This is a genomic window from Kribbella sp. NPDC049584, from assembly GCF_040675555.1.
Lineage (GTDB): Bacteria > Actinomycetota > Actinomycetes > Propionibacteriales > Kribbellaceae > Kribbella.
The window spans coordinates 877,852-891,412 of sequence record NZ_JBFAPF010000001.1; the positions used below are offsets into that span (position 1 = coordinate 877,852).

Below are 13,561 nucleotides of genomic sequence, written 5' to 3' on the forward strand. Positions count from 1 at the left end.
CGAAGGGCGTCCGGCCTGAGCCGGACGCCCTTCGTCGTACTACGTGGCGGGTCAGGCGCCGGTGATCAGCGCGCCGGCGCCGGAGCGGGCCGCGTCGAAGCGGGCCTGGGCGTCGGCCCAGTTGACGACGTTCCACCAGGCCTTGACGTAGTCCGGCTTCACGTTCTTGTACTGCAGGTAGAACGCGTGCTCCCACATGTCCAGCATCGCGATCGGGGTCTGGCCGGCCGGCAGGTTGCCCTGCTGGTCGTACAGCTGGTGGATCAGCAGCCGGCTACCCAGCGCGTCCCAGCCGAGGATGGCCCAGCCGGAGCCCTGGATCGTGGTCGCGCTCGCGGTGAAGTTCGCCTGGAACGCGTCGAACGAGCCGAAGAACTCGTCGATCGCGGCGCCGAGCTCGCCGTCCGGCTTGTCGCCGCCGTCCGGGGACAGGTTCTTCCAGAAGATCGAGTGGTTGACGTGCCCACCGAGGTTGAAGGCAAGCGTCTTCTCGAGCCCGACGATCGATCCGAAGTCACCCTTCTCGCGGGCCTCGGCCAGCTTGTCCAGGGTGTCGTTCAGACCCTTCACGTAGGTCGCGTGGTGCTTGTCGTGGTGCAGCTCCATGATCTCGCCGGCGATACTCGGCGCGAGCGCGCTGTAGTCGTAGGGAAGATCGGGAAGCGTGTACGTGGTCAACTCTGCTCCTTCGTCGGGGCCCCCTGGGGCCGGTATCTCCGATGTCCTGTTGTCAGCGGCACCAGCTTGAAACTTGAACCACGGTTGAGGTCAAGGAACCACGCTGACGAACGCGGCACCCACCTCGACCCCGGTGCCCGATGCCACGTCACTCACACCGGACACCCCCAGCTTCACATACTCCGCCCAACGATCCGCGAGGGGTCTCACCGAGGCTGATGAAGGACCTTCAGCTCCGCGCGGAGGGCCTCGGCGAACACCTCCGGCCGGTCGGCGAAGCCGGTGTGTCCGCCGGGGAAACGGGTGGGTTCGATGCCCAGCTGAGCGGCCAGGGCCTCGGAGGTTCGCTCACAGAGCTGAGCGGTCGAGTCGGCGCCGATCCCGACGACGACGTTCGCCGTACGCAGCCTTTCGAGGTCCGGTGTCCAGGTGATCGTCTCGCGCATCTCGTGGGAGAACCAGAACTGCTCGGCCGCGACCTGCTGCGGGTCGCGTTCGCCGCTGAACATCATCTCGACGACCTCGTCCGGTACTCCGAGATTGGCCAGCTGGAAGAACTGCTGCCAAGCCCCGACCACGTAACCGGCCAGGTAGTCGGCCATCAGCTTCTCGGACTTCGCCAGCAGCTCGTCACCGTCCTCGACCAGTCGATCGAGCGGCGGCTCGTGGGCGATCACCGCGCGGACGACGTCCAGGTGCTCCTGGGCGAGCGCCAGCACGCTGACCGCTCCCCCGCTCGAGCCGAGTACGACGGCAGGCCCGGCGTCGACGTGCCGGATCAGCCGGGCCAGGTCGTCGGCCCGCTGCTCGGGTCGCGACGTACCGCCGGGAGCGAGCGTGCTTCGCTTGATCCCCCGCGGATCGGTCGTCAGCACGGTGTAGTCATCGGCCAGCAGGTCGGCCAGGGGCGCGAACGAGTCCGCGTCCATCGGCGCGCCGACCAGGACCACCAACGGTCCTGATCCGCGCACCTCGTAGTACAACTCCGCCTCGGGAACCTTCAGTGTGTTGTTCATGCCACCTCCACGAACGACGGTGGCACGAATGGACACTCAGTTCTGGAAGATGTCCGAGTCCGGGCCGAAATCGGCCTCGTCGACGACCCGGCGTACCTCGACCTCGGAGCCGAGCGCCTCCGCCAGCCGGGCGGCCCACTCGATCGCCTCGTCGCGGTTGCGGACCTCGACGACGATCACGCCGCCGACCAGTTCCTTGGTCTCGGCGAACGGGCCGTCGGTGACCGTACGCCGGCCGTCCTCGACCTTCACCCGGGCGCCGAGCGAGCTGCGGTGCACGCCCTCCGCGAACAGCAGCACACCGGCCTTCGACAGATCCTCGACCACGTTGCCGACCCCCTCCGCGACCTCCGGCGATGGCAACTTCCCGGCCTCGCTGTCGGCGTCGGTCTTGTTGATGATCATGTAGCGCATCGCTGCTGCTCCTCGTCGTGTCGATCGATCACTTACTCTCACGTCGATCGACCGACCGCCAGATCGACACGCGACGGTCGGGGATCAATCCGACGTTGCTTCGGCGATGGATCTGGGCGCCCGCACCGGCGAGAACCGCAGGTTGCCGGCGGGCATCATCCAGGTCATCACCTCGACCGCGAGGCGACCGGCCCGCACCGCCGGATCGGCCTCGGCGTACTGACGGGCAGTCGCGGCGTCCACGGACCAGACGGAGAAGCCGCGGAAACGCTCGTCGTCCTGATCGACCAGCGGTCCGCGAGCCAGCACCAGACCGCGATCCTGCAACTCGGCCCCGTGGGCGAGATGGCGGTCCTGGAGGTCGGCGGCCTCCTCATCCGTCATCGCCGGCGCGTCCGGCCGCAGCGTCAGCAGGATCACGGTGAAGCGGTCGAAGCGCATGCCGACAAGGTAGTCCGTCCGGGCGCTCAGTTGGGCTGGTCGCCGTTGGGGTTGTAGGCGCAGGCGTCGACGAGGTTCTGGGTGGGGCCGGGGGGTGGGGTCGTGGTGGTTGTGGTCGGCTTGCGGGTGGTGGGGCTGGGGGTGGTCGGCGTGGCCATCGGGGGCGGGGTGGATTCGAGGGCGTTCTCGACGGTGTCGCGGAGGGCCTGGTAATCCGGGTGCAGGTACTTGAGGCGCAGCTTCTCCGGGTCCAGCGTGACGTTGGAGACCGTGCCGGCCTTGACCCGGAGGGCCAACTGGACCATCGCCGGGAGCAGCTCCTGCGGGATGTCCGTCCGGAGCAGATGCTGACCGGCCTTGGCGATCGCCTTGTACTTCGTCACGAGGGTCTGCGGATCCGCCGCGTCGACGATGCTCTTGATCACGCACCGCTGCCGGACCTGCCGCTGGTCGTCGTCGGCGCCGTACCGCCCGCGGGCGAACCAGAGTGCGTGCCGTCCGTCGAGGTGCTGGTTCGGGCCGGGCTCGATCCATTCCTTCGGCGGGATGTGCGAGCTGCTGATGCCGCCCATCGCGACCCGCTCGTTGACGTTGACCTTGATCCCGCCGAGCGCGTCGACGATCTCCGGGAAGCTCTGCAGGTTCACCTGCAGGTAGTAGTCGAGCTTCAGGCCGATCGCCTCACCGACCGACTGCTTGACCACGTCGGCGCCCTCGTTGTCCGACGGGCCGAGGATGCCGGGATGTGCGTCGGGGATGTTCTGGTACATCGCGGTCAGCATCCACTCGAGCCGGCCGTCGAGGCTGAGCCCCTCCTTGCCGAAACCGTTCGGGTAGTACTTGTGCAGCGGCGAGTCCTTCGGGAACGGCATGAAGGTCAGGTTCCGCGGCAGCGAGATCAGCGCGGTGTTGCCGGTCCTGGTGTCGATACTCGCCACGATCACCGTGTCGGTCCGCACCCCCTCCCGGCTCGGCGCGTCGTCGCCGCCGAGCAGCAGCAGGTTGAGCCGCGGCTTGTCCTCCCACGGGTCCTTGACGTTGACCGTCGTCGGCCGGGTCGCGGACCTGGACTCGTCCTGCGCCTGGAACACGTCCTGCACGAGCGTCCGCTGCGCGAGCACACTCTGTACGCCGATCGCGGCCGGCGCCGCGATCGCGAAGCAGAGGATCCCGACGAACCCGGCCCCGAGCACCCGGCCACCCGTGCCGCCCGTTGCCGGACGCAACGACCGGTGCGACGCGACGATGACGACGATCCAGACGAACGCGACCGCGCCGATCAGCACCGACGTCATCAGCAACCGGCTCGGTACGACGGCGGCGGCGAGGACCTCCTCCCGCCGGGTCAGGCCGACGTACACGCCGAGGCCGACGAGTGCGAGGAACAGGGTGAGTACGAACGCGCCGATCCGCCGGCGGCCGCCGATGATCAACCCGAGTCCTGGAAGCAGTGCGCCCAACAGGGTCAGCCCCAGCAACTTCGGCACCGATCGTGGCCGTCTCGTCGCCGCGCGCGCACGTCTCCCCATTGGCTCCCCTGTCGCCCGTCCCACTTCCAGTGTGCGCCAAGTACCACACCCCGTACCTCTTCAGACGTGTTACAGCGTTAATCGGTTGTCAATCGGCCGGATCCGGCCGGTAGGTTGACCGATCGTGCAGATTCTGGTGCTGGGCGGAAACGGGTTTGTCGGACGCGCGATCGTCGAGGACGCGCTGGCGCACGGAGCGGAGGTCGCGTCGTTCAGCCGGGGCAAGAGCGGGTCGCCACTGCCCGCGCAGGTCACGGAGCTGGTCGGCGACCGGGAGACCGGGGACTACGACGCGCTGCGGACCGGTGAGTGGGACGCGGTGGTCGACCTGAGCGGCTTCCGGACCCGGGACGTCGACCAGGCGATGGACGTCCTCGGTGACCGGGTCGGGCGGTATGTGTTCGTCTCGAGCCACGCCGTGTACGTCCGCGACCTGCCGGCCGGGACCGATGAGACCGCGCCCCGGCGCGAGCCGATGCGGGATGCCGAAGTACTCACGAACGACACCTACGGTCCGTGCAAGGTCGCGTGTGAGGACGACGTCCTCGAGCGGTACGGCGATCGGGCAACGATCGTCCGTCCCGGCCGAGTGACCGGTCCGGGCGACTCGTCGGGTACGGCGTTGTACTGGATCCGCCGGGGTGCTCGTGGTGGACGGGTCGCGCTGCCGACCAAGCCCGAGGCGCCGCTGCAACTCATCGACAGCCGTGACGTGGCGCGCTTGGTAGTGCAGCTGATCACCGACGAGCGTGCCGGCGCGTTCAACGCGATCGGCCCCGACTCCACGATCGCCGAGCTCATCGAGGTCGCGGCCGACCTCTCGCACACCACGGTCGACATCGTGCCGATCCCGTTCGACGCGGTCCCGCCGCGCTTCCCGTTGATGGACCCGGAGGCGGAGTGGGGCGAGCGTCGCCGCAGCCCGGCGAAGGCCCGCGCGGCCGGCATGCCGGTCACCCCGCTGCGGACGACGGTGGCCGACGTCCTCCAGTGGGACCTCGACCGCGGCACGCCTGAGCTCAGCATCGGTCTGACGCCTGAGCAGGAAGCACAGCTCCTCGCGCAGCAGTAGCCGCTACTCCGGCAGCGCCAGCGTCCTGCCTGCGTCTCGCGCGGCGTTGATCGTGCGAGTCAGGGTGTCCTTCAGCGCGGTGGCCTCGTCGGTGAAGCCTTGGACGATCGACGTGTCGCCGACCGGCTCGGTGCGGGCGAGGAGTTCGATGTAGCGGTCGCCGTCCTCCAGCGCTGCCTCGGCGCGGAGCGCGGCGTCGGCGGAGCGGACCCGGTCGGCGTACCGGTCCAGGAGATCGACCTTGCGTTTGATCGCGTCGACGGAGAGCGCGAGGGCGCGACGCTGCGGCCCGAGTACGGCGTCCAGCTCGGCGGTCTCCATCCCGCGGGCGATGTCTTTCTGCCGCGCACGCAGTACTGTCTGCTCCCGCAGTACCTGCGCGATGTCCCAGAGCTGCTCCGGGAGGACCAGCTCGTTCTTCACGTCGTCGAGCAGCCCGCGGCGGGTAACTGTTGCCTCAAGCACCGTTTTCACCGCACGCTGCGCGCGCCCGAGCAGCCGCGCGGCGGGCTCGTCGAAGTCCTCCGGCAGCAGGTACTTCCCGTGCTGGAGCCGGACCGCCTTGTGCCCGCGGTCCTCGACCATCGACTTCACCACGATCCCGCCGGTGGCGAGTACGGCGATGCCGGCGAGCACGACCGCCGCCCAGGCCGCGACCGCGGTCGGCAGCGTCGCCGCCATCACGATCAAGGCGAGGATCCATCCGCCCACGCACACCGCGAGCCACACGAGCAACGTGCCGAAGGTGTTCGCTGGAGCCACCGACCACGAGGTCTGCCGTTTCGGGCGGGACGCATCGGCGGCGACGAACAACTCCGGCCGGTGCTCGTACAACCGCCGTACGCCCACAGGCACACCCGGCGCGAACACCGGCTCCATCGCCACCTCCGGGAGAAGTCGTCAGCACTTAGCGTAGCCGTGCGGAGAGCCCGTCAAGGAAGACGTCGAGGCCGAACTCGAACAACTTGTCCAGGTCGTACTCATAGTCGAACCCGTCCGCAAGCAGCTCGCGGAACGCCGGCAGATCGCCCATCGCGATCATCGTGCCCAACTTGTCGGCCTGCTCCGTGACCCACTCGTCGGCTGTTACGCCGGTGTCCTGCTCGGCTTGTGCCTCGGCCTCCATCACCAGCGCCACGCCGCGCACGTATGCGAACAGACTGATCATCGTCGACAGCGCCGCACTCTTCTCGAACCCACGCAAGGCCCGCAGCACCGCATCCGTGTGCGGAAGCAACCGCGGCACCAGCTGCGGCCGGCTCAGACTGATCGCACTCGCGAGCCACAGATGCCGGCGGTACGCCGCCCAGTGCACCCGCGCCACCATCGCGATCGCCTCGCGCCAATCGTCCGGCGGCGTCCCGAGCGGGAACTCCGCGATCGCCGCGTCGACCATCCGTACGACGAGCACGTCCTTGCCGCCCACGTACCGGTAGAGCGCCATCGTCGACACCCCGAGCTCGCTCGCGATCCGCCGCATCGACAACGCGGCCAGCCCTTCGGCGTCCGCGATCGCGATCCCCATCCGCACGACCTCGTCGCGATTCAGCTCCGGTTGCTGATCCGGCCGCAGAGTGCGCCGCGCAGCCCGCGGCGGCGGACCGACGACCGTCCCGACCCCAGGGCTGGGATGCACGAGTCGCTCGGCCTGCAACGTCTGCAGCGCCTTGGTCGCGGTCGCCATCGCCACCCCGAAGTCCCGCACCAACGCCCGCGTCGACGGCACCCGGTCCCCCGGCTTCAACTCGCCGGTCGTGATGCGCCGCCGCAACTCAGCTGCAATCGTTTCGTACTGCGTCATCCGAACCCTCCAAGGTAGTGCGCATACATCGTACGCGCACTATCTCGGAATGAGACCCCTCCTGACACGTCAGCTTAGGTAAGGCTATCCTCTGTCGCATGCGGGAGACGATCGGGCTGACCGGCGACGAGCTGAGCCTCGGATACCACGGCCGGCGCGTCGTCGACGGCGCTTCGCTGCACCTCGAGCCCGCCCGCGTCACCGCACTCGTGGGGCCCAACGGCAGCGGCAAGTCGACGCTGCTGCGCGCGCTCGCCCGGCTCCATCACCCCGACGCCGGCAGCATCACCTTTCCCGGCGGTGGCAACGCGCTCGACCTGTCGGCGAAGGAATTCGCCCGCAAGGTCACGCTGCTCTCGCAGTCCCGGCCGACCCCGAACGGCGTGAGCGTGCGCGACGTCGTCGGGTACGGACGTCATCCGCATCGCAGCCGCTGGCGCAACGACGACGCGGACGGCCCGCGCGCGATCGAGCACGCGATGACGGTCACCGGTGTCACCTCGATGGCCGAGCGTGCCGTCGACGAGCTGTCCGGCGGCGAGCTGCAACGCGTCTGGCTCGCAACCTGCCTCGCGCAGGACACCGGCGTACTCCTGCTCGACGAGCCGACCACGTTCCTCGACCTGCGGTACCAGATCGAGATCCTCGACCTGATGCGCGAGCTCGCCGACGAGCACGGGGTCGCGGTCGGCGTCGTACTGCACGACCTGAACCAGGCCGCTGCGGTAGCGGACCGGATCGCACTACTCGATCAGGGGCGAGTACGTGCGACCGGTACGCCGGACGAGGTACTGCGAGCGGACGCGCTCACCGAGACGTACGGCATCACCATCGAGGTCGGCACCGATCCGGCCACCGGTCTGGTCACTACTCGCCCCATCGGCAAGCACTTGTCCCGCGTCACGACTAATTAAAGGCACTCTGATGAGACGAACCGCCATCGCTCTGGTTGCTGCTGCCCTCCTGGGCCTGACCGCCTGCGGCACGAGTGAACCCGCCGCCTCCGACGACGCCAGTGACGCTGCCGCGCAGCCGGTCTCGCTGACCGACGCGCGGAACAAGAAGCTCGACCTGAAGGCACCCGCCAAGAAGGTCGTCGCGCTGGAGTGGAACGCCGCCGAGAACCTGGTCACGCTCGGCGTGATGCCGGTCGGCGTCGCGGACACCAAGGGCTACACGAACTGGGTCACCGCGGCGAAGCTCGACCCGTCGGTCAAGGACGTCGGCACCCGTGGTGAGGCGAGCGTCGACGCGATCGTTGCCCTCAACCCCGATCTGGTGATCACCACGACCGACGAGGCCGCGAACACGATCACGCAACTCGAGAAGGCCGCGCCGGTGCTGGTGATCCGCGGCGCGGACGCGAAGAACGCGATCCCGCAGATGAAGACGAACCTCGATCTCATCGGCCAGGCGGTCGGGAAGGCGGATCAGGCCAAGCAGCTGAACGCCGACTTCGACAAGGCGGTTGCCGACGGCAAGCAGAAGATCGCCGACGCCGGCAAGACCGGCACCGGGTTCACGATGGCGGACGGGTGGAAGCAGGGCAGCACGATCTCGATCCGGATGTACACGACCGGGTCGTTGCTGGGCGCGGTCGCCACCGAACTGGGTCTGAAGAACGGGTGGATCGGCGCCGGCGACAAGGACTACGGGCTCGCGCAGACCGACCTCGAGGGTCTGACCAAGCTGCCCGACGGCAACTTCCTCTACATCGCGAACAAGAACGACGGCGGCGACGTGTTCGGCGGCGACCTGGCCGGCAACGCGATCTGGAAGAACCTGCCGTTCGTGAAGTCCGGCAAGGTTCACCGGCTGCCCGACGGCATCTGGATGTTCGGCGGCCCGAAGTCCACCGAGCAGTTCATCGACGCCGCCGTACAGGCAGTCACATCTTGACCCAGCGGGAGGCCGTTCAGTCGGTTCCACTGGCTGTTCCGGTTCGTCGGTTGCAGGTCACCGGCGTGTTCGTCGCTGCCCTGGTGGCGATCGTGGTGCTCGCCGGTGTGCATCTGACCCAAGGCACGTCTTCGGTGGGAGCCGGGGATCTGCTGCGGCTGGTGTCCGGGCAGGGGAACGACAATGCCGCGAACGTGCTGGTCGCGTCGCGGTTGCCGCGGTTGCTTGCCGGCGTGCTGGTAGGTATCGCCCTGGGGGTTGCGGGAGCGGGGTTGCAGTCGTTGGCGCGCAACCCGCTTGCTTCACCCGACACGTTGGGGGTCAACGCGGGGGCGTACCTGGCAGTCGTGATCGTGGCCGCGTTCGGGGTGTCGTTGCCCGCGCTGCCCGCCGGTGGAGTCGCGTTCGTCGGCGGGCTGGCCGCCGCGGGGTTGGTGCTCGTGCTGTCGGCGGGCGGCTCCACCGGGCCGACCCGGCTGATCCTGGCCGGGTCGGCGGTCGCGATGGCGCTCGCCGGCGTGACCACGCTGCTTCTGCTGCTGTATCGCGAGGAGACGGTCGGCACGTTCGCCTGGGGCGCCGGCACGCTGGTCCAGACCGACCTGCGCGCGGTCACCCAGATGGCCCCGATCGTTGCCCTCGGCATCCTCGCCGCGTTCCTGCTCGCCGCCAAACTCGACATTCTTGCCCTCGGCGACGACACCGCATCCGTCCTCGGCGTGGACGTACGCCGGATCCGCGTGTTCACCACGCTCGTCACCGTCATGCTCTCCGCCGCGGCCGTCACCGTCGCGGGACCGGTCGGCTTCGTCGGTCTGGTTGCACCGGTCCTCGTCCGCCTCCTTGCTCCGCTAGTTCCCGGCCTGCTCAGGCATCGGGTCCTCCTCCCGCTCTCCGGTCTCGCCGGCGTCCTCGTCGTACTCGCCTCGGATGTCGTTCTGCGGGCCGCGTTCGGCGGGCAGGCCGGGGTGGAGATTCCGACCGGGATCATGACGATGGTGGTCGGCGCGATCGTCCTCATCTGGCTGGCCCGCCGCCACCGCGATTCCGGCCCGAGCCGCTCCGCCGGCGGGACGAGCAGCGGGCTGCGCAGTCGCCGTACGTTCTGGATCGTGACCGCGGCGCTCGTCGTACTGCTGGTCGCGGCCGGCGTCGGCGCGATGCTGACCGGGGACGCACTCCTTCGGACCGGCGACCTCGCGAACTGGATCAACGGCGCGTCGGGTCGCGCGATCACCTTCGTGCTGGACCAGCGCTTCCCGCGGGTCATCTCGGCGCTCCTGTGCGGGGCCGCGCTGGCGATCGCCGGTACGACGGTGCAGGCGGTGTGCCGCAACCCACTGGCCGAACCGGGCATTCTCGGGATCACCGGCGGCGCCGGCGTCGGCGCGATCGCCACGCTCATCCTGTTGCCATCAGCAAGCATCTGGTTGCTGTCCGGGGTCGCGGCGGTCGCGGCCGTGGTGACGTTCGGCTTGGTGTATCTGATCTCGTGGCGGGGTGGGCTGAGCTCGGATCGGTTGGTGCTGATCGGGGTCGGGGTCTCGTCGGTGGCGACGGCGATCATCACGCTGCTGATCGTTGCCACGGATCCGTGGAACCTGAGTTTGGCGATGACGTGGTTGTCGGGGAGTACGTACGGGCGGACCCTGCCGCAGGTGCTGCCGGTGGCGATCGCCCTGATAGTCCTGACTCCAGTTGTTGCGCATGCCCGCCGGGAGCTGGATCTGCTGGCGCTCGACGACGATGTGCCGCGGATCCTGGGAGTGCGGTTGGAGCGGACCCGGCTATTGATGCTGTTGGCGGCGGCTCTACTGACCGCGGCCGCTGTTTCGGCGATCGGTGTGGTCGGGTTTGTCGGGCTGGTCGCGCCGCACGCCGCACGCGCTCTGGTCGGCGGGCGGCACGCGCGGATCCTTCCGGTCGCGGCGCTGCTCGGCGCGATCCTGGTCAGCGTCGCGGACAGCCTCGGCCGTACCGTCCTCGCCCCCGCCCAGATCCCGGCCGGCCTGCTGACGGCCCTGATCGGAGCGCCGTACTTCGTCTATCTGCTCTGGAGGACCCGGGTTCCCTCGCGCTGACTTCGTGTCAAGATGGGCGGCATGCTGCGCGAACTGCACCTCACCGGCAACCCGGACGCCGACAAGCTGCTCAACGACGACCCGTTCGCCTTGCTGGTCGGGATGCTCCTGGACCAGCAGTACCCGATGGAGCACGCCTTCTCCGGGCCGTGGAAGATCGCGAACCGGATGGACGGGTTCGATCTGCACAAGATCGCCGCGTCGGACCTGGAGACGTTCGTCGAGCTCTGCGTGACCCCGCCGGCCATCCACCGGTACGGCGGGTCGATGGCGCGCCGGGTGCACGCACTGGCGCAGCACATCATCGACAAGTACGACGGCGAGACCGAGAACATCTGGCTGAGCGGCCGCCCGAAGCCGGACGGCGCCGAGGTGCTGAAGCGGCTGAAGGCGCTGCCGGGGTTCGGCGAGCAGAAGGCGAAGATCTTCCTCGCAATGCTCGGCAAGCAGCGCGGCGTACAGCCCAAGGGCTGGCGTGAGGCCGCCGGGCACTACGGTGACCGCGGCTCGCACCGCTCGATCGCCGATGTCACCGACGCCGCCTCGCTGGCCGAGGTCCGCAACTTCAAGAAGGCCGCGAAGGCCGCGGCCAAGGAAGTCGCCGGCGCCTAGGTCCTTCGCCGGACCGCTCGTCGCCGACGGCATCGCCGGCTTGCCGGACCCCGCGACACCCGAGCCCGACCTGTTGCAGATCGGGCTCTCTGCGTGCGGGTTGTCCCTTGTGAACCACGCGGTTTCCTGCAGGAGGCGACGTACCGTCTTATGCTCGGCTGGGGCAGCCACGGGAGGAGAGCGGATGGACATCCGGGATCTGGATCGTCGTGCCGGCGCAGTGCTCGGGGAAGTCGTGATGCAGGTGCGGACCGAGCAACTCTGGTTCCCCACGCCGTGCCCCGACTGGACCGTCCGCGGTCTTCTGCGTCATGTGGTCAGCCAGAACGAGGGTCTCGCCGCCGCTGCCCTGAACGGCTCCGCCTCCATCCACACCTGGAACGGCGGCCGCCTCGCCGACAACCCGGCCGGTGCCTACCGCCGGTCGAACGTGCGGGTCGCTGACGCGTTCGCCGACGGCGGTGCACTGGACCGGCTGGTGGAGGTGCGCGAGTTCGGCTCGTTCCCGCGCCGGATCGCGCTGACCTTCCACCAGCTCGACTGTGTCGTCCACGCCTGGGATCTCGCCCGCGCGATCGACGTCCCGTACAACCCGCCGCCGGACATGGTCGAGATGGCGCTCACGCTGGCCCGCCGCATCCCCGACACCGACGCCAACCGCGGCCCCGGCTACGCATTCGACCGGATCGTGAAGGTCTCCGGCACGGCCCCCGACCTCGACCAGCTACTGGGCCTGCTCGGTCGCAACCCGGAGTGGGTGTCCCCGCTCGACTGAGTACTCCGGGAGATCGATCGCGTCCGGCTTGGCTACGGTCATCTTCGCCAGCGCGCCGGACATCAGCTTCGACGTCATCGTCCGGAGGACGAAATCGCGGTACCGGATGCCGAACGACGACATCGGCATCGCCATCTTGATCCCGCCGGGCGGGAGCTCCATCCGCTGGTCGACGTACGCCTGCATCCGGGCCTGGTACGCCGGGAACGCGCGGGCGTGATCGCCGTCGGCAGCGACCAGCTCCCCCGCCAGTACGTACGCTCCGACGAGCGAGAGCGCCGTACCGTGGCCGGCCATCGGCGAACCGCAGTACCCGGCGTCGCCGACGAGCGTGATCCGGCCCCGAGACCATTCCGGTACGACGACACGGCTCGTGCTGTCCAGGTAGAAGTCCTCGGCCTCGTCGAGCTGCTCCAAGATCGATGCGGTGTGCCAGCCGAGGCCGGCGTACTGCTCACGCACCAGCCGCTTCTGCGCGGCGAGGTCGCGCCGGTCGTAGCTGATGACCGGCGACCGGAAGCTCAGCAACGCCTTCGCGTACTGCGGATCGTGATCCGGCCGCAGCCCGACCCAGCGACCGCGCGGAGCGGTGTACACCTTGAACCAGTGGTCCAGCGGCTCGGGCGTCTCGACAGTGAAGTACGACGTGTAGCCGCCGAGGTGATGCACGAACTCCGACTCCGCGCCGAACGCGAGCCGCCGCACCCGCGAGTGCACCCCGTCCGCACCGACGACCAGATCGAATCGCCGCCGGGTCCCGCTCGCGAAGGTCACCTCCACACCGGTCGCGTCCTGCTGCAGCTCGGTGATCGAGTCGCCGTACACGTACTCGACGTCGGCCGTAGCCTCGGTCAGGATCGCGGCCAGATCACCCCGCAGGATCTCGATCTCTGCGACCGGACCGGCGCCGTCCAGCAGTTCCGCGTGCATCACCGCGGAGCGCGTGCCGTCGGCCCGGACGTACTCGAGCCCGCGCTCGTGCATCTTCCGCTCGGCCACCGCCGGCATCACACCCATCCGCTCGGCGACCACCCGCGACACCCCACGGAGGTCGACGGTCTGTCCGCCCGGCCGCGGTCCCGGCGCGATCTCGACAGCCGTCGGCGCGAACCCGAACCGCCGCAACCAGAACGCCAACGCCGGCCCGGCAATCCCGCCACCAGAAATCAGAACAGTCTTCATCGGTCACCCCTTCAACTAGTGCGCGTACGCCGTAAACGGTGCACTAGCCCTAGGGGTGACC

14 protein-coding genes are annotated in these 13,561 nt (G+C 69.0%); 6 read left to right on the top strand and 8 right to left on the bottom strand.

The features are described 5' to 3' along the window. Positions 1-51: 51 nt before the first annotated feature. The 5 genes from AB0J62_RS04355 to AB0J62_RS04375 all read right to left on the bottom strand — a co-directional run bounded on the left by AB0J62_RS04355 (position 52) and on the right by AB0J62_RS04375 (position 4,036). Complete coding sequence (locus tag AB0J62_RS04355) at positions 52-678, bottom strand: superoxide dismutase (protein ID WP_363864292.1); 627 nt, start codon at positions 676-678, stop codon at positions 52-54. A 206-nt stretch (positions 679-884) separates the two neighbouring features. Continuing rightward, a complete protein-coding gene (locus AB0J62_RS04360; RefSeq protein WP_363864294.1) occupies positions 885-1,694 on the bottom strand; it encodes an alpha/beta hydrolase in 810 nt (269 codons plus the stop codon). A 36-nt stretch (positions 1,695-1,730) separates the two neighbouring features. Then, on the bottom strand, positions 1,731-2,108 hold the full coding sequence (locus AB0J62_RS04365; protein ID WP_363864296.1) for a YciI family protein: 378 nt from the start codon (positions 2,106-2,108) through the stop codon (positions 1,731-1,733). An 84-nt stretch (positions 2,109-2,192) separates the two neighbouring features. Beyond that, positions 2,193-2,549: a YciI family protein gene (locus AB0J62_RS04370; RefSeq protein WP_363864298.1), complete on the bottom strand. Its 357-nt coding sequence runs from the start codon at positions 2,547-2,549 to the stop codon at positions 2,193-2,195. A gap of 26 nt (positions 2,550-2,575) precedes the next feature. Continuing rightward, a complete protein-coding gene (locus AB0J62_RS04375) occupies positions 2,576-4,036 on the bottom strand; it encodes an LCP family protein (RefSeq protein WP_363864300.1) in 1,461 nt (486 codons plus the stop codon). Between the two features lie 166 nt (positions 4,037-4,202). On the opposite strand from AB0J62_RS04375, the gene AB0J62_RS04380 reads away from it, so the two are divergent. Then, a complete protein-coding gene (locus AB0J62_RS04380) occupies positions 4,203-5,150 on the top strand; it encodes an NAD-dependent epimerase/dehydratase family protein (RefSeq protein WP_363864302.1) in 948 nt (315 codons plus the stop codon). Positions 5,151-5,153: 3 nt separating this feature from the next. Here AB0J62_RS04380 and AB0J62_RS04385 read toward each other — a convergent pair whose 3' ends face one another. Both AB0J62_RS04385 and AB0J62_RS04390 read right to left on the bottom strand, forming a co-directional pair. After that, the gene (locus tag AB0J62_RS04385) at positions 5,154-6,029 is read right to left on the bottom strand and encodes a hypothetical protein (RefSeq protein WP_363864304.1); all 876 of its coding nucleotides are present in this window, start codon (positions 6,027-6,029) and stop codon (positions 5,154-5,156) included. Between the two features lie 28 nt (positions 6,030-6,057). Continuing rightward, complete coding sequence (locus tag AB0J62_RS04390) at positions 6,058-6,951, bottom strand: GntR family transcriptional regulator (RefSeq protein WP_363864306.1); 894 nt, start codon at positions 6,949-6,951, stop codon at positions 6,058-6,060. 98 nt (positions 6,952-7,049) lie between these two features. Here AB0J62_RS04390 and AB0J62_RS04395 point away from each other — a divergent pair, with 98 nt between their 5' ends. From AB0J62_RS04395 to AB0J62_RS04415, 5 genes are all read left to right on the top strand, one after another. Continuing rightward, complete coding sequence (locus AB0J62_RS04395) at positions 7,050-7,865, top strand: ABC transporter ATP-binding protein (RefSeq protein ID WP_363864308.1); 816 nt, start codon at positions 7,050-7,052, stop codon at positions 7,863-7,865. Between the two features lie 10 nt (positions 7,866-7,875). Next, positions 7,876-8,850 (top strand): iron-siderophore ABC transporter substrate-binding protein, encoded by a 975-nt coding sequence (locus tag AB0J62_RS04400; protein WP_363864310.1) that lies wholly within the window; start codon positions 7,876-7,878, stop codon positions 8,848-8,850. 50 nt (positions 8,851-8,900) lie between these two features. Beyond that, positions 8,901-10,931 (top strand): iron ABC transporter permease, encoded by a 2,031-nt coding sequence (locus tag AB0J62_RS04405; RefSeq protein WP_363865147.1) that lies wholly within the window; start codon positions 8,901-8,903, stop codon positions 10,929-10,931. A gap of 21 nt (positions 10,932-10,952) precedes the next feature. Next, positions 10,953-11,543 carry an HhH-GPD-type base excision DNA repair protein gene (locus AB0J62_RS04410; protein WP_134107696.1) on the top strand — a complete coding sequence of 197 codons (591 nt, stop codon included), beginning with the start codon at positions 10,953-10,955 and terminating at the stop codon, positions 11,541-11,543. Between the two features lie 184 nt (positions 11,544-11,727). After that, entirely contained in the window at positions 11,728-12,318 is a 591-nt protein-coding gene (locus tag AB0J62_RS04415) for a TIGR03086 family metal-binding protein (protein WP_363864313.1), read from the top strand. Here the strand turns inward: AB0J62_RS04415 and AB0J62_RS04420 are convergent. Then, positions 12,268-13,500, bottom strand: a complete 1,233-nt coding sequence (locus AB0J62_RS04420) for an FAD-dependent monooxygenase (protein ID WP_363864315.1) — start codon at positions 13,498-13,500, stop codon at positions 12,268-12,270. The genes AB0J62_RS04415 and AB0J62_RS04420 overlap by 51 nt on opposite strands. Between the last annotated feature and the right edge of the window lie 61 nt (positions 13,501-13,561).